Source organism: Corynebacterium sp. LaCa_23, from assembly GCF_058182375.1.
The window spans coordinates 967,091-982,834 of sequence record NZ_CP190825.1; the positions used below are offsets into that span (position 1 = coordinate 967,091).

Here is a 15,744-nt window from a genome sequence, read left to right on the forward strand (position 1 = left end):
GCGCTACCATGGCGGCTTGTGACTTTAGATCTATATGCCGACCCCATTGAAGTGACCAAGGCGCTCGTCGATATCCCAAGCCCCTCCCACCACGAGGAGGCCATCGCGGATGCGGTGGAAGAAGCCCTGCGTGGTCTAGACGTGGAGGTCGCCCGCTTTGGCAATACCGTGTGCGCGCGCACGAACCGCGGGTTGGATTCCCGCGTGGTTCTTGCAGGCCACATCGATACCGTTCCATTGGCAGATAACGTACCGCATCGCATGGACACCGCCGAAGATGGCGCCGAGATCATGTTCGGCTGCGGCACCGTGGACATGAAATCCGGCATGGCGGTATACCTCAACGCGTTTGCTCACCTGCATGAATCGGAAGAGCTTCAGCACGACCTGACCGTCATCGCCTATGAGGGCGAAGAGGTATCCACTGAATTTAATGGGCTGGGCCACTTGCAAAAGGATCACCCCGAGTGGTTGCAGGGCGATTTCGCGCTCCTGGGCGAGCCCTCCGGTGCCATGGTCGAGGCCGGCTGCCAGGGCACGATTCGCCTGCGCGTGACGGCGCATGGCACCCGCGCGCACTCGGCCCGCGCGTGGCTCGGCTCCAACGCCGCGCACAAGCTCGCCCCCGTCATGACGCGTATTGCGGACTACGAGCCGCGCGAGGTCACCATCGATGGCTGTACCTACCGCGAGGGCCTGAACATCGTCCACCTGGAGGCCGGCGTGGCCACCAATACCTTGCCGGACGAGGCCTGGATGTTCGTCAACTTCCGCTTCGCCCCGGACCGCAGCACGGAGGAGGCGCTGGAGTACATGAAGGGGGTCATCGGCAAGCATGAGGACGTCACCATCGAGATCGATGACATCGCTGGTGCCGCCCTGCCAGGCTTGGGGCAGCCTGCGGCACGTGCGCTTGTCGATGCCGTCGGTGGCAACGTCCGCGCCAAGTTCGGCTGGACCGATGTCTCGCGCTTTGCTGAGATGGGCATTCCGGCCGTGAATTTTGGCGCCGGCGATCCGGGCTTTGCGCATAAGAAAGACGAGCAGGTGCCCACGGCGCAAATCACTGAAGTTTCTACCGCTCTGCTTAATTATCTGAAGGGATAAAAATGACCCCTGACCACATGCGTACCCTGCGCGGCCCGCTTTTGCTGCGCAGCGAGGGAGAACAAGGCTCCACCTTTGACCAACGCCTGCTGGAATCCGGCGCGGACCACGAGTGGCAGCATGCCGATCCGTGGCGCGTGCTGCGCATCCAAGGCGAATTCGTCGCTGGCTTCGATGCGCTTGCCAAGTTGCCCAAGGCAGTGACGGTCTTTGGTTCCGCGCGCACCAAGCCTGAGGATGCGAGCTATCAGATGGCTGAGGAGCTCGGCCGCAAGCTTGCCGAATGCGCCTACGCCGTCATCACCGGCGGCGGCCCCGGCATCATGGAGGCGGCGAATAAGGGCGCGCACGAGGGCGATGGCCTCTCGGTGGGCCTGGGCATCGAATTGCCGCACGAGCAGGGACTCAATAAGTACGTGGACTTGGGCCTGAACTTCCGCTACTTCTTTGCCCGCAAGACCATGTTCTTGAAGTACTCCCAGGCATTCGTCTGCCTGCCCGGCGGCATGGGCACCATGGATGAGTTCTTCGAGGTCCTCTGCATGGTTCAGACCGGTAAGGTCACTAACTATCCCATCGTGCTCATGGGTACCGAGTACTGGTCTGGCCTGCTGGAATGGATAAAAAATACCCTCGCCGCCGGCGGGTTCATCAACGAAGATGACCAAGAGCTTTTCCTGCTTACCGATGACCCCGATGAGGCCGTCGCCCACATCATCGAGCGCCACAAGGTGATGAGCGATAAGCGCATTAGGGAGCCGCGTTGAGCCTCGCGCGCGTGATGGCGATAGTCAATCGCACCCCGGATTCCTTTTATGACAAGGGGGCCACCTTTGACATGGACCCCGCCCTCAAGCGCTGCGATGAGGCCATTGCGGCGGGAGCCTCCATCATCGATATCGGCGGGGTCAAGGCCGGGCCGGGCGAGGAGGTGGATAGCGCGGAGGAAATCGACCGGGTCGTGCCCACCATCGCCCGCGTGCACGAGCGCCACCCGGAGGTACTCATTTCCGTGGATACCTGGCGCAGCGAGGTCGCCGAGGCCGCCATCGCCGCCGGGGCCGGGCTGGTCAATGACACGTGGGCCGGCTGGGATCCGCAGCTTATCGAGGTCGCCGGCCACCACCGCGTGGGCTACGTGTGCTCGCATACCGGCGGGATTACCCCGCGCACCCGCCCGCACCGCGTGCACTTTGATGACGTCGTTGCCGATGTCATTGCAGAAACCACCGCCCTGGCAGAAAAGGCCGCGGGGCTCGGCTGCCCGGAAGATCTCACCTTCATCGATCCCACGCACGACTTTGGCAAAAACACCTATCACGGCCTAGAACTCCTGCGGCGCATTGATGAGATCGTCGACACCGGCTGGCCCGTGCTCATGGCGCTTTCCAATAAGGACTTCGTGGGCGAGACCCTCGCGCGCGGGGTAGGAGAACGCGTTGCCGGAACGCTCGCCGCCACCGCCTGGGCCGCAGCGCATGGGGTGGCTGCCTTCCGCGTCCACGAGGTCGCCGAGACCATCGACGTCATTCGCATGACCGCCGCCATCCAGGGCACGGCCGCGCCCCTTGACACCACGCGCGGGCTCGCATGAGCGTGTCCGTCATCATCCCGGCCCTCAATGAGGAATCCACCGTGGCCGGAGTTATCCGCGCCTGCCTTGCCGATGACCCCCTCGAAGTGCTCGTCATCGACGCCGACTCCACCGACGACACTGCCGCCGTAGCGCGCGCCGCCGGTGCCGACGTGCGCAACTGGCGCGATATCCTGCCCGAGCCACCGCGCCCCGGCAAGGGCGAATCCCTCTGGCGCGGGGTCGCCGCCGCGCGCGGTGACATCGTCATCTTCATCGACGCCGACCTAGAATCCGCCGCGCCCGGCATGGTCACCGCACTCGCGGCGCCCTTTAAGGATCCCGCAGTGAACATGGTCAAGGCGCGCTATCGCCGCAGCCTCAACGGCCAACCCACCGGCGGCGGGCGCGTAACCGAACTCACCGCAAAGCCACTCATCCGGCAATTCTTCCCAGAGCTAGCCCACATCGACCAGCCCCTGGGCGGCGAATACGCTCTTCGCCGCTCGGCCGCGCTAGAGGTGCCCTTCGTGGAAGGTTATGGGGTGGAAGCGGGGCTGCTGGTGGACATCGGCAAGCGCGGCGGGCTGACACAAGTCGACCTAGGCACTCGAGTCCACCGCAACCGGCCGCTTCATGAGCTCGCGCCGATGGCGGATATCGTGGCACGCACGCTGCTTTCGCGCGCTGGGGTGGGAGCGCCGATTGCTCAGCGCCCGCCGTTGCTAGGTAGGATTTAGGCTATGCTGTCCTGGATTGTGCTCATCGTGGTGCTCATTGCGTTCATTGTGATCGGAACGTGGCTGTGGGGTTCGATTTTTGGGCCCGGGACCGTGATGGACCCGCCCGATGAGCCGCAGAAGGTGCTGGAAAACAACCGCGTCGCCGCAGCTCAAGGCCGTTTTGAGGATGTGCAATTCGAGGTCGTCCCGCGCGGGTACCGCCAGGATCAGGTTGATGATCTGCTCGCGCAGCTGGAGCAGGAATTGGAGGCCGCGCGGAAAAGCGGGCAAAAAGGGACTAAGCTGGAAAGAAACGAAGAAAGTTAAGGAGCCCTACTATGGCAGCAATGAAGCCACGTACCACTGGCGGCGAAATGGAAGCGGTGGTGGAATCCCGCAAGATCGTCATGCGCATCCCGTCCGACGGCGGCGGGCGCATCGTTATCGAGCTGAACAAAGAAGAGGCCGCGGAGCTCGGTTCTTTGTTAACCGAGGTTTCTAGCTAGTCTGGATACATGCTTTCTCATATCGTCGACATTCTGGCCGATCCATCCGACGGCACGGCGCTTTCCGGCGCCGATGATTTTTCCCGCCTCGTTTCGGAGTCTGGCCATTCCTTTGATGTGGCCAAGCAAGGGTATGTGACCTTAGCGGCCGGTGCTGGCCTGAAGCACAAGGGCGATGACATGGATATGGTCAACGCCCGCGAAGCGTACCTAGCCACCGGCCATTTCGCGCCCTTCGTCGAGTCTGTGACCGGCGCTGTGCAAGACGCGCTGGATGCTAGCTCGTTGTCTGCATCTACGCCCGCCTCGCTCCTCGAGGTCGGCGCCGGAACCGGCTACTATCTAGCCCACACGCTTGACTCTATCGATGGTGCGCGCGGAGTCGGCCTCGATATTTCCCCGCACGCAGCCAAGCACCTGGCCAAGTGCCACCCGCGCGTGGGCGCCGTGGTTGCCGATGTCTGGCAGCAACTTCCCATCCGCGATGAATCCATCGACGCCATTTCCGTGGTTTTCGCCCCGCGCAACCCAGCCGAGTTTCAGCGCGTCCTCGCCCCCGGCGGCCAGGTCATCGTCCTGACCCCGGGCGCCGGGCACCTCGATGAGCTGCGCGAACCCCTCGGCATCCTCGGCGTGGAAGAAGGCAAGGTCGAGCGCATGTATGAGCAGGCGGAAGGCTACCTCGAGCAGGCGGCCGACCCGGTCGATATTTCCTTCCCCATCCAGTTGGATAAAGCGGCCATCGCCGCGCAGGTAGGAATGAGTCCGTCCGCTCGCCACATCAGCGCCGACGAGCTTGCCGAGCGCATGGCCGCCCTTCCACCCACGCTGACGGTCACCGCCCGCGCCCGGCTGGACCGCCTCCGCGCGGTCTAATAACCGCAGGTTCGCCTCGCGGTACCCCGCCTCCGGCGTACATACCGCCCTTCGCGCTCACAGGGAGCTGCTTGCCGATGCCCCGCAGCCTCGCCGGTGAGCGCGAAGGGCTGGTGGCATCGGCAGGGCGGTGGCTGACGGAAAACGAGGGTGCAGAATGCGGCTAAGGACGGCATCATTTGACCCGTGCGGTCGGTCCTGGGGCCAGATGGAAGGAATACCCGCCCTTTGCGCTCACGGCAAGCACATTCTGATGGCTGGAGTCGCTCGCCGGTGAGCGCGAAGGGCGGGGGTGGAATTGGCCAGTTATCGTTGTCTCCCTTGGCGCTCACGGGGCGCTGCTTGCCGATGTCGCGACGCCTCACCCGTGAGCGCGAAGGGCGGGGTGGCGACAGGCGGGGCAGAAAGGCGGAGGCCGAAAGGCGCGTGGCGACAGGCTTGGGCAGAAAGGCGGGGGCCGAGAGGCGGGTGGCGAGGGTAGGAGGGCAGCAGTATTAGAGCTTGGAGCCGGAGCGCTGCCAGTCTTGTTCGATGACTGCTTCGCCGGTGGTTTCGACATCCATGCCGGAGCAGCCGCCGTCGAAGTACACGCGGGAGGCCATGGCGATGAGGCCGCCGTCGACGAAGACCTCCACCGTGGAGCCGTCTTGGATGATGGTGAGGGTGTCGGAGTCGCCATCGGCAAGCGTGGCGGTGGCGGGAGCGGAATCGGCGAAGAAGTGATCGAAGGCCTTGTTCATGGAACGATCGAGGCTGATTTCCTCGCCGGAGTGGCAGATGGAGGCGGCGGGGTCGCCGTTGCCATCGCGAAGGGTGATGGTGACGCTGGAGCCGGTGGGAACCTCCATGACGCCGGTCCAGGAGCGCGCGTAATCCGAAAGCTTGACCGCTTCGGGCAGGCCGGTGGCCGGTGCCTGGTACAGGACGCCGCCCTCGAGCGTGACTTGGCGCGGCAGGGAGAGGGCATTCGACCAGCCCTCGGAGTCCCAGGAGGCGTGCTGGGTGGCGTCGTCGCCGCGGCCGTTGCCGTTGAGCAGGCCGAGGATGACGGCGCGCTCGTAGCGGCTTTCTTCAGGAATCGTGCCTGCGGTGGCATTGATATTGCGCGGACGGGAGAAATCGTGGCCGAAGTCCACGCGGCGGAAACCGGAAACGACGGTGAAGGTGGCGTCTTCCAGCTGGCCCACGAGGTAGCCGGAGACGTCGCGGCCGTCGCGCTCGAGGGTGACGAAAAGCACGTCGTAGATTTCCTCGTCGATTTCATCGCGCAGGCGCACGATGCGTGGGGAGACCACCGGAGGAATGGGGGAATCGGCGGGCACTTCGCCGTTGAGGAAGCCTGGGTCACCCTCGAAGGTGAGGCCGCCGCGCAGGGACCATGAGATACCGTCGTGACTTTCTAGAATGACTGGCTGCGGGGTGTCGGTGCGGCCGGATAGCGCCAGCATGAGCCAGCCCTTGTGGCCGTCTTCGCGGTCATCGGTGGCCCAATCGGGCACGACGGAGGGCGAGCGGAACCGGGTGTGGTCGGTGGTATTGCCAGCCACCTCGCCAAAGCGCACGACGTTGGGGTCGAGGGCCGAGGAGTCATCGGAGACCTCGCAGACATCGTCGATGCCGGAATAGCGCGCGAGGCGAATGGAGGTGCCCGTCGCGGTCACGGAGGTGAAATAGAGGTTGATGGCGTCCTCACCTTGGGCCACGGAACCCGCGCGAAGGGCGAGCTCGCCGCCGACGGGCGCGAGGACGTCATCGCAATCCAGCCAGTTAAACGGCGCTTCCTCCGAGTACGTGTGTCCCCAGCGAGCCGGGGCATCGGGAGTGGGGCGGTACTGGTAGAACATGTGCCACGTATCGCCATCGCGAAGGACGCCGGCGGGCGCGTCTAGGATGCCGGCATCGGGGATGAAGTGGAGTTCGGGGCGGTGAGTCGTCACGGCATTCCTCTCTTAAATCAGGTGCGGGTTACAAGCTTGGATTGGGGTGGCAGCCACGCCGGGGAGGAAACTCGTTGACCTGCCACGCGGTGCTTTCGCGAACTTTATGGGGCAGTGTCCGGCTGTCATGTACACCCAGAATACGGATATCTTTTAGCGCGTGCAGGGGCCCTTGCTTGCCGATGCCCCCTTAAAGCTTTGTCACCAGCGTCAGCCCTGAACCCAGTGGGAGCCGGGTCACGGTGGCGCCTTCGAGCTCGCGGAGGTATTCATCGGCCTCGCGCGCGGCGGCGGTATCGCGGTCGGTGCGGGAGGTGTCGGCGACGGTGCCATCGAGAAGCGCATTGGCAAGCACCAGCGTGCCGTGCTGGTGCAGCAGGGGCCAGGCCGCCTTGATGAGGGCGGGGAGGTCGAGGGCGGCGACGTCCGCGTAAATGACCTGGTAGGCCTCGGTAGCCAGGCGTCCGAGCACGTCGAGGGGACGCGAGGGAAGGAAGCGACCGCGGGTGGGGGCGTAGCCGGCCTCGCGGAAGGCGGCCTTGGCGCTGCGCTGGTGCTCGGCTTCTGGGTCGATGCACGTGAGGATGCCGTTATCCGGCATGCCCGCGAACAGGTAGAGACCCACGACGGAGGCCGCAGGGGTAATCGCCACGGCTTGGGGGCGGTCTACCACACCGGAAGACGTCGCCGTCAGCGTGGTGAGAAGCTGGCCGGTGGATTCATCCGGGACGGGCAGGCCGTATTCCTCGGCGTGGTCGCGGGCGCCGCGGAGAGCCGCCGAAGGCTCACTGGTGGAATCGATATAGGAGCGCAGTGCGTCATATGCGGTAGTAGTCACGATTAAGACAATAGGTAAAGTTGCGCGAAAGGGTGGCAAAAACGCGCGCAGCCAGCGAAATTGTGATCTGTGGGAAGTATGTGACGGACTCACAGGATATTATCAGCGCAGTGGCTGGAGTTTCCGCGCTGAGTATAGAAAAATGACACCCATGACAGAAACGAAGCGCGATGCCGAGTCCGTTGCCTCCACCGATGCGAACGTGGAGTTGACCGGTACCGCGGCGTTCGATGCTGGGGAAGCCACCATGCCTTCTTGGGCTGAATTGGTGGCAGAGCACGCCGATGGCGTGTACCGCTTGGCTTACCGCTTGTCCGGTGACCAGCAGGATGCCGAGGATCTCACCCAAGAGACCTTCATGCGTGTCTTCCGCTCCTTGGATAAGTACCAACCGGGTACCTTTGGCGGCTGGCTGCACCGCATCACCACGAACCTCTTTTTGGATATGGTGCGCCACCGCTCCAAGATCCGCATGGAGTCCCTACCTGAGGATTATGAGCGCGTTCCGGGTACGGATATGACCCCGGAGCAGGCCTATACCGTGGCTAACCTGGACCCCGTGTTGCAGTCCGCGCTGGATAGCCTGGCGCCGGATTTTCGCGTCGCCGTGGTTCTGTGTGATGTCGAAGGCATGAGCTATGACGAAATCGCCGAAACCCTTGGCGTGAAGATGGGTACGGTGCGCTCACGCATCCACCGCGGCCGCTCCCAACTGCGTGCGGCGCTGGAAAAAGAGGCACAGACCAATGCGGAAGCGCGCATCTTGTTGCGCACGCGCTAGAATCGAATCGTTAGCTCCCCTGCCGTGTGGCAGGGGGATTAAGTGTGAGTAATCCGGCTGTGGCATGAACGTGAGGAGGGTGTCGATGGACTCAGTACGAGGACGCCGCACCCTCTCCGGGCTCAGCGTGCGGGGAGAGTTTAGCCCCGCGCAGGCGAAGGCTCGGGATAAGGCAAAGGCGCGGGCGCGGCGCAGCGATTCCATCGGCCACCTTGGCCCAGAAGCCGTCGTTGCCTTCGTAGACGGGGAGATGGAGCCCAAAGCCATGCACCGCGTGCGCATCCACCTAGTCCACTGCGCGGAGTGCCGCGCCGACGTGCACCACCAGCGTCACGCCTCCGAGTGGGTGCGTCACTGCAGCGATGATTCCGCGGTGAAGGCCCCGCAGTCCTTATTGGCCAAGCTGGCGGGAATGGCCACGGAAGGCGTGGCACCGGGACCCGATGCGTCGACCCCGGCGCACCGGCCGGAGCAGGATTTCCTGGATAAAGTCGAGACGGTGGTACGCGCGATTAAACACAATCAGCGCGGGCAGAACTAAACGGAGGGCGAGGATTTAACCGTGTTTTCTTCCATTGGCTGGCCCGAGATTATTGTCATTGTCCTCCTCGGCATCGTCATCATCGGCCCGGAGCGCATGCCGGAGGTCATCAAGGACGTGCGCGCGGCTATCTATGCCGCCCGCAAGGCCATCAATAACGCGAAGGCCGAGCTCAATGGCGAGATGGGGTCCATCTCCGCGGAATTCGACGATATCCGCGGCCCGCTCAACCAGGCGGCGCAGTGGACGCGGCTAGGCCCCAAGGGTGCTATTACCAAGGCGCTTTTCGATGGCGACGATTCCGCCTGGGACGACTTCAACCCCAAGAAGATGGCCGAAGACATCAAAACCGGCACCGCGCCGAAAGAACCCGAACAGCGCGCGCAGGACAACAATGGTGCTGCCCGGCCCACCTTTAACTATGCCGAGGTATACGGCGAAACTACACAGCAGCCGCCCCAGCAACAACAAAAGCCGCAGCGCGGTGGGGAAGATTCCACCGGCGGCGGCTCTGAGTGGAGCGACGTTACCTAATACAACGCGCTCTTAGTTCACGCCCAGGTTGAGGCTCTTGCCCACGAGGGAATCGGAGCGAATGGCGAGCTTATCAGCAACCGCCCTGATTTCCTTCGCGGCAGGGGAGTCGGGTGCCTCGAGCACGATGGGCGTGCCGGCATCGCTATTCGAGCGCAGGGCCGGATCCAGCGGCACGGAGGCCAGCAGCGGAACCTCGTGGCCCAGAATGACGCCGAGGCGGTCTGCGACGATTTGGCCGCCGCCTTCACCAAAGACGTCCATGGTGGAGCCATCCGGCATGACCATGGCGCTCATGTTCTCAATCACGCCGGCCACGCGCTGGCGCGTTTGCTGGGAGATGGAACCGGCGCGCTCGGCCACCTCGGCTGCGGCGGCCTGCGGCGTGGTGACGATGAGCAGCTCCGCATTCGGGATGAGCTGCGCAACGGACAGCGCCACATCGCCGGTACCCGGGGGCAGGTCGAGGAGGAGGACATCGAGATCGCCCCAGAAGACGTCCGCCAAGAACTGCTGCAGCGCGCGGTGGAGCATGGGCCCGCGCCAGACGACGGGCGCGTTACCCTCCACAAACTGCCCAATCGAGATGTGCTTAATGCCGTGAGAGATGGGCGGCAGCAGCATTTCATCATCAAGCACGGTGGGGCCATCGGTCGAGCCGAGCAGGCTGGGCACGGAGTGGCCGTAAATATCGGCATCGACAATGCCCACCTTCAGGCCCTTATCCGCCAGCGCAGCGGCCAGGTTGACGGTCATCGAGGACTTGCCGACGCCACCCTTACCCGACGCCACCGCAAAGACACGGGTCGTCGAATCGGGCTTCGCAAAGGGAATCTCGGGCTCGGCCTGGCCGCCGCGCAGCTTCTGCTTCAGCTCGCGGCGCTGCTCATCGCTCATTGCGTCCATGGTTACGGTAACCTTGCCAACGCCGTCGATATCCTCGACCGCGGCGCGGGTATTGGTCTCGATGGTGGACTTCATGGGGCAGCCCGCGATGGTCAGGTAAATGCCAACGGTGACATCGTTTTCTTCGATATCGACCGATTTCACCATATTCAGTTCGGTGATGGGGCGGCCGATTTCTGGATCCTGTACGTGGGAAAGAGCCTCGCGTACGGCTGATTCGGTAATAGAGCTAGACATAACTCTTGCCATCTTAGTCACGGCGCTACCTCAGGTAAACACGCCCGCGCGGTAGACTCAGCGAGAAGCCACTGCATTTAGTGAAGGAGAACGTCTAACACCATGCGCATGTTCGCCCGTCCTGCCCTTGCCTGTGCAGGCGCTGTACTCAGCGCCACTTTGCTGGCTGGGTGCGCTGACCACGTTGTTACCGAGCCCTCCGCAGAGGCAAGTGACCGCAAGTCCGTAGATATCGTGGTCGACCCACATGACACCGACCAGGTGGTACTGGGCGAGATTTACCGCCAAACGCTCGCACGCGCAGGCCGCGAATCCACCGTGATTAAAGAGGATAAATATCAGTCTCACGGAGACAAAGGCCGCAGCCTCAATCCAGAAGGCAACTTCTATGTTGGCTGTACGGGCGATTTTCTCAACTATCTAAACCCCAGCGAGGCCCGCGATATTTCGCAAGATTATAAGAAGGCCGAAGAAGACAGCCAGCCAGGCGGGGAAGACTTCCTGGCTCGCACCCACATCGCACTGATGTCCGCGCTGCCCACGGATCTTGCCACCGTAGAGCCCTCCGGAGCCTACGGTTGCGAGGAGGCGGAGCCGGAACTGCCCGAAAACTTCGTGGTGCTGTATCAAAAAGGCCTCTTCGACCGCGAAGAAGAAGTCGCCTTTGCCTCCCTTACCAAGTTCATCACGCACAAAGACCTCGCCGACTTAGCCGAAGATGCCGAGGAAAAGGGCAGCGTGGAAAAGGCCGTCCGCGACTGGATGCAATCCCCCGGTAGCGACATCGTAGACGGCGAGGGCGACTCCGCTACCTCCGGCGGCTCGGACCTGACGAGCTCCTAGCCCGCGTTTCAATCACGCCTCACCCCGGCGCGCCCCTTGGCACCTACACCCGCCCTTCGCGCTCACCGGCAGCCGACCTTTAGCGTGCGATTGCCCTCCCCGTGAGCGGCAAGGGCGGGTGGCTTCGCGCCTAGCTGCCGTACTCTCCCTTGGCGCTCACGGGCGTTGCTCGCCGACGCCCCAACTCTTTCCCGGTGAGCGCGAGGGGCAGGTAGTGCGGAGAGCGGACGTCGTGGCCTGGCCGATCCTGGGCTGCGATACCTGTACCGCGCCCTTCGCGCTCACCGGCAGCCGGCCTTCGGCGTGCGATCGCCTTTCCCGTGAGCGCGAAGGGCGGGTAGCTTCGAGCCTGAGTACGGTACCCACCCTTGGCGCTCACGGGCGCAGCTTGCCGATGCCCAGTCTGCCTCGCCGGTGAGCGCGAAGGGCGGGTAGGTGTCTGGCGGAAGGCGAAGACGCATGAAAATGCCCCAGTGAGGAAACAACCTCACTGGGGCATTCAGCGCTGCAGCGCGCTAGGTGCCGATTCGGCGGTTACACGTGGTTAAACGTCGAAGGCCTCTTCAAGCAGGTTCTTCTGCTCAATCTGGTGCACCTTGGCGTTACCCGTAGCCGTAGAGGACTGGGCGCGGCGGGAGACGCGAACCATTTCCGGCATATCCGGAATGAGGTCGCGCAGGTGCTCGTTGTAGAACGGCCATGGGCCCTGGTTGGCGGGCTCATCCTGTACGAACCGGACCTGGGTGGCATTCGGGTACATCTCGAATGCCTCGCTGAGGCGGTTGAACGGAATCGGGTGGAGCATTTCCACGCGGACGATGGCGATGTCATCGCGGCCGTCGGCCTCGCGCTTCTTCTCCAAGTCCCAGTAGAGCTTGCCGGAGACCAGCATGATGGTCTTGACCTTGTCCGTGTCGCCGACCTTTTTGTTGTTGACGTCCACGAAGTGGGGGTCATTGATGACGGAGCGGAACTTCTTGACCTCGGTGAACTCCTCAACGGAGGAGGTAGCGGCCTTGTTGCGCAGCATGGACTTCGGGGTGAAGACGACCAGCGGGCGCTTCATCTCGCCCAAAGCCTGGCGGCGCAGCAAGTGGAAGTGGTTAGCCGGGGTGGACGGCTGGGCCACGGTCATGGAACCTTCCGCGCACAGCTGCAGGTAGCGCTCGATGCGGGCGGAGGAGTGGTCCGGGCCCTGGCCTTCGTAGCCGTGCGGCAGGAGGAGAACCAGGCTGGACAACTGGCCCCACTTGGCCTCACCGGAAGAGAGGTACTCATCGATGATGGTCTGGGCACCGTTGGCGAAGTCACCGAACTGAGCCTCCCATGCCACAAGGGCGTCGGGGTTACCCACGGTGTAGCCGTATTCGAAGCCCATGCCGGCGAACTCGGTCAGCGCGGAGTTATAGACCATGAACTTGCCGCCATTGTCCTTGGACACTGCCAGGGAGTTGAGCGGGTTGTATTCGTTGCTATTGCGGGGGTCGAAGGTCACGGCGTGGCGCTGGGTAAAGGTACCGCGGCGGGAATCCTCGCCGGCCAGGCGCACGACTTTGCCCTGGTTAGCCAGGGAACCGAAGGCGAGCAGCTCGCCCCAGCCCCAGTCGATGCCGCCTTCGCGGACAGACTTCGCACGGTCCTTGGCCACCTTGGCCACGCGCTTGTGGTACTCGAAGTCCTCGGGTGGGTTGCCGTAGGCATCGCCAAGCTCGGCCATCTCTTCAGCGGTGATGGAAGTATCCAGGCCGCGGGTGAGCTCCTGCGAAGAGGTAATACCGGTCTGTTCCTTCGGGCCGGCCTTCTCGGCTTCCTTGTGCTCGGTGAACACGGACTCCATCTGGTCGTGGAAGTCGCGTGCGGCTGCCTCGGCGTCCTCGGCAGACAGGTCGCCACGGCCGATGAGCTCGTTGGTGTAGTGCTCGCGCACCGGCTCGTGGTTCTCGATGACCGAGTACAGCTGCGGCTGGGTCATGGATGGGTCATCGGCCTCGTTGTGGCCGCGCAGGCGGTAGACCACGAGGTCAATGAAGACGTCCTTGCCAAACTGGCGGCGGTATTCTGCGGCCATCTGGCCTACCCAGACAACGGCCTCTGGGTCATCACCGTTGACGTGGAAGACCGGGCAGTCAAAGCCCTTGGCCAAGTCGGTGACGTAGTGGGTGGAACGGCCGGAATCCGGGGTGGTGGTAAAGCCCACCTGGTTGTTGACCACGATGTGGACGGTGCCGCCGTTGGTAAAGCCGCGCAGCTGGGACAGGTTGATGGTCTCCTGTACGACGCCGAGGCCGGTGAAGGACGCATCGCCGTGGAGCATGACGGGAACGACGGAGTAGCCGTCCTTGCCCTTGTCCAAGATGTCCTGCTTGGCGCGGGCGATGCCCTCCATGACTGGGTCGACAGCCTCGAGGTGGGACGGGTTGGCTGCAAGGGTGACCTTGATTTCGCCATCGCCGAACATCTGCAGGTGCTCGCCCTCGGAGCCCAAGTGGTACTTCACGTCACCAGAGCCGCCGAGCTGGCCGCCCTTGTAATTGCCGTCGAACTCGCCGAAGATATCTGCCAGCGGCTTGCCCACGATATTAAACAGCACGTTTAGGCGGCCGCGGTGCGGCATGCCCATGACGACCTCGTCGAGGCCCTGGCCCGCAGCGGTGTCGATGATGGAATCCAGCAGTGGAATAAGGGTCTCGGCGCCCTCAAGGGAGAAGCGCTTCTGGCCCACGTACTTGGTCTGCAGGAAGTTCTCGAATGCCTCGGCTGCATTGACCTTCTGTAGGATGTACTTCTGCTCGGCATTGGTCGGCTTAGGCATGCCGGCCTCGAGGCGGTCCTGCATCCAGCTGCGCTCGTCGCGGTCCAGGATGTGGGTGTACTCGGAACCTACCTTCAGGGTATAAGCAGCGCGCAGGCGGGAAAGCACCTCGCGCAAGGTCATCTGTTCCTTGCCGCCGAAGCCGCCGACGTTGAAGACGCGGTCCAGATCCCAGATGGTCAGGCCGTGCGTAGCGATGTCGAGGTCGCGGTGATCCGGGCTAGGCAGGCCGGGCTGGGACCAGCCGAGGGGGTTGACATCGGCAAGCAAGTGCCCGCGGGAGCGGTAGGACTCGATGAGCTGCATGACGCGGGTGTTCTTGTCCACGCCGGAGTTGGGGATGTCCTGTGCCCAACGGAAGGGCTCATAAGGAACGCCCATGGACTCGAAGAGCTCGTCCCAGAAGGCATCATCAACAATGAGCTGGCCGATGGTGCGCAGGAACTCGCCAGACTCTGCACCCTGGATAACGCGGTGGTCATAGGTGGAGGTCAGCGTAACCAGGCGGCCGACGCCCAGATCAGCCAGGCGGTCAGCGGAGGCACCGGCGAATTCTGCCGGGTAATCCATGGAACCAACGCCGATAATGGAGCCTGCACCCTTGGTCAGGCGGGCAATGGAGTGGCGGGTGCCGATGCCGCCCGGGTTGGTCAGGTTAATGGTGACCCCGGAGAAGTCATCCATGGTGAGCTTGTTCTTACGGGAACGGGTAACGATGTCCTCGTAAGCCTCAATGAACTCAGCGAAGGACTTGGTCTCGCACTCCTTGATGGCGGCGACCACGAGGGCGCGGGAGCCGTCCTTCTGCGGGAGGTCAATGGCCAGGCCCAAGTTGATGTGCTCAGGCTGGACGACGAAGGGCTTGCCGTCCTTTTCCTCGTAGCGCACGTTCATTCCAGAGTGCAGCTGCACGGCCTTGACCATGGCGTAGCCAATAATATGGGTAAAGGAGATCTTGCCACCGCGGGTGCGCTTCAGGTGGTCATTGATCATGGAACGGTTTTCCCACATGAGCTTGACCGGCATATCGCGCACGGTGGTAGCGGTAGGAATCTCGAGGGATTCTTCCATGTTCTTAGCAATCGCCTTGAACATGCCCTTGAGCTGGCGCTCGTCGCCGCCCTTATAATCTTCTAGGTTATCCAGCGGAGACTGCGCATTCTTGCCCGCAGAATGCTTAGCCTTCGCGGACTTTTCCTTGGCCTTAGATACAGACTCTTTCACGTTGGTATCGCGGGCCTCTTGCTTGCGGGCGGTGGTAGTGCCTTCGGTCTTCTTGGCCGAGGACTTAGACTCTGCCTGCGCCTTCTTTGGCTGTGGCTTAGATGCTTGAGAAGGAGCCTCAGCTTCTGGCTGCGCCTTGGGCGCGCCGTTTGCTTCGAAATAGTCGCGCCACTCCTTGTCTACGGAGCTAGGATCCTTGGAGTACTGCTGGAACTGCTCGTCTATCAGCCACGCATTCGGGCCGAAGATGCTCGATGTGCTCACGGCAGGTATTCGCCTCATTTCTCTGCTTTAAAATGGTCGTTTA

At 63.0% G+C, this 15,744-nt stretch carries 15 protein-coding genes; 11 read left to right on the forward strand and 4 right to left on the reverse strand.

Annotated elements, in window-relative coordinates; genetic code table 11:
* The first annotated feature begins 18 nt into the window (after positions 1 to 18).
* From dapE to ACP8IT_RS04825, 7 genes are read left to right on the forward strand one after another with little or no spacing between them, the layout of a single operon-like run.
* Positions 19 to 1,107 carry a succinyl-diaminopimelate desuccinylase gene (gene dapE, locus ACP8IT_RS04795; protein ID WP_490290500.1) on the forward strand — a complete coding sequence of 363 codons (1,089 nt, stop codon included), beginning with the start codon at positions 19 to 21 and terminating at the stop codon, positions 1,105 to 1,107.
* A 2-nt stretch (positions 1,108 to 1,109) separates the two neighbouring features.
* Complete coding sequence (locus ACP8IT_RS04800) at positions 1,110 to 1,874, forward strand: LOG family protein (protein ID WP_490290501.1); 765 nt, start codon at positions 1,110 to 1,112, stop codon at positions 1,872 to 1,874.
* A 14-nt stretch (positions 1,875 to 1,888) separates the two neighbouring features.
* Complete coding sequence (gene folP / locus ACP8IT_RS04805; RefSeq protein ID WP_490290593.1) at positions 1,889 to 2,701, forward strand: dihydropteroate synthase; 813 nt, start codon at positions 1,889 to 1,891, stop codon at positions 2,699 to 2,701.
* Entirely contained in the window at positions 2,698 to 3,420 is a 723-nt protein-coding gene (locus ACP8IT_RS04810; RefSeq protein WP_490290502.1) for a glucosyl-3-phosphoglycerate synthase, read from the forward strand. The genes folP and ACP8IT_RS04810 overlap by 4 nt, the downstream gene beginning before the upstream one ends.
* A 3-nt stretch (positions 3,421 to 3,423) precedes the next feature.
* On the forward strand, positions 3,424 to 3,729 hold the full coding sequence (locus ACP8IT_RS04815; protein ID WP_005280112.1) for a DivIVA domain-containing protein: 306 nt from the start codon (positions 3,424 to 3,426) through the stop codon (positions 3,727 to 3,729).
* Positions 3,730 to 3,740: 11 nt separating this feature from the next.
* Positions 3,741 to 3,908 (forward strand): DUF3117 domain-containing protein, encoded by a 168-nt coding sequence (locus tag ACP8IT_RS04820; RefSeq protein WP_005280113.1) that lies wholly within the window; start codon positions 3,741 to 3,743, stop codon positions 3,906 to 3,908.
* Positions 3,909 to 3,917: 9 nt separating this feature from the next.
* Positions 3,918 to 4,784: a methyltransferase domain-containing protein gene (locus ACP8IT_RS04825; protein ID WP_490290503.1), complete on the forward strand. Its 867-nt coding sequence runs from the start codon at positions 3,918 to 3,920 to the stop codon at positions 4,782 to 4,784.
* 494 nt (positions 4,785 to 5,278) lie between these two features.
* Here ACP8IT_RS04825 and ACP8IT_RS04830 read toward each other — a convergent pair whose 3' ends face one another.
* Together ACP8IT_RS04830 and ACP8IT_RS04835 are read right to left on the reverse strand one after the other, a co-directional pair.
* The gene (locus ACP8IT_RS04830; protein WP_490290504.1) at positions 5,279 to 6,721 is read right to left on the reverse strand and encodes a GH32 C-terminal domain-containing protein; all 1,443 of its coding nucleotides are present in this window, start codon (positions 6,719 to 6,721) and stop codon (positions 5,279 to 5,281) included.
* Between the two features lie 190 nt (positions 6,722 to 6,911).
* The gene (locus tag ACP8IT_RS04835; RefSeq protein ID WP_023028631.1) at positions 6,912 to 7,559 is read right to left on the reverse strand and encodes an O-methyltransferase; all 648 of its coding nucleotides are present in this window, start codon (positions 7,557 to 7,559) and stop codon (positions 6,912 to 6,914) included.
* 151 nt (positions 7,560 to 7,710) lie between these two features.
* On the opposite strand from ACP8IT_RS04835, the gene sigE reads away from it, so the two are divergent.
* From sigE to ACP8IT_RS04850, 3 genes are all read left to right on the forward strand, one after another.
* Positions 7,711 to 8,340 carry an RNA polymerase sigma factor SigE gene (sigE, locus tag ACP8IT_RS04840; RefSeq protein WP_034659280.1) on the forward strand — a complete coding sequence of 210 codons (630 nt, stop codon included), beginning with the start codon at positions 7,711 to 7,713 and terminating at the stop codon, positions 8,338 to 8,340.
* 64 nt (positions 8,341 to 8,404) lie between these two features.
* Positions 8,405 to 8,881, forward strand: a complete 477-nt coding sequence (locus ACP8IT_RS04845) for an anti-sigma factor family protein (RefSeq protein ID WP_284637961.1) — start codon at positions 8,405 to 8,407, stop codon at positions 8,879 to 8,881.
* Positions 8,882 to 8,902: 21 nt separating this feature from the next.
* The gene (locus ACP8IT_RS04850) at positions 8,903 to 9,415 is read left to right on the forward strand and encodes a twin-arginine translocase TatA/TatE family subunit (protein ID WP_490290505.1); all 513 of its coding nucleotides are present in this window, start codon (positions 8,903 to 8,905) and stop codon (positions 9,413 to 9,415) included.
* Positions 9,416 to 9,427: 12 nt separating this feature from the next.
* On the opposite strand, the gene ACP8IT_RS04855 is transcribed toward ACP8IT_RS04850, so the two are convergent.
* Positions 9,428 to 10,558: an Mrp/NBP35 family ATP-binding protein gene (locus tag ACP8IT_RS04855; RefSeq protein ID WP_490290506.1), complete on the reverse strand. Its 1,131-nt coding sequence runs from the start codon at positions 10,556 to 10,558 to the stop codon at positions 9,428 to 9,430.
* A gap of 102 nt (positions 10,559 to 10,660) precedes the next feature.
* Here ACP8IT_RS04855 and ACP8IT_RS04860 point away from each other — a divergent pair, with 102 nt between their 5' ends.
* Positions 10,661 to 11,401: a hypothetical protein gene (locus tag ACP8IT_RS04860; protein WP_490290507.1), complete on the forward strand. Its 741-nt coding sequence runs from the start codon at positions 10,661 to 10,663 to the stop codon at positions 11,399 to 11,401.
* 544 nt (positions 11,402 to 11,945) lie between these two features.
* Here the strand turns inward: ACP8IT_RS04860 and ACP8IT_RS04865 are convergent.
* Positions 11,946 to 15,701, reverse strand: coding sequence for a multifunctional oxoglutarate decarboxylase/oxoglutarate dehydrogenase thiamine pyrophosphate-binding subunit/dihydrolipoyllysine-residue succinyltransferase subunit (locus tag ACP8IT_RS04865; protein WP_490290508.1), 3,756 nt, complete (start codon positions 15,699 to 15,701; stop codon positions 11,946 to 11,948).
* Positions 15,702 to 15,744 lie beyond the last annotated feature (43 nt).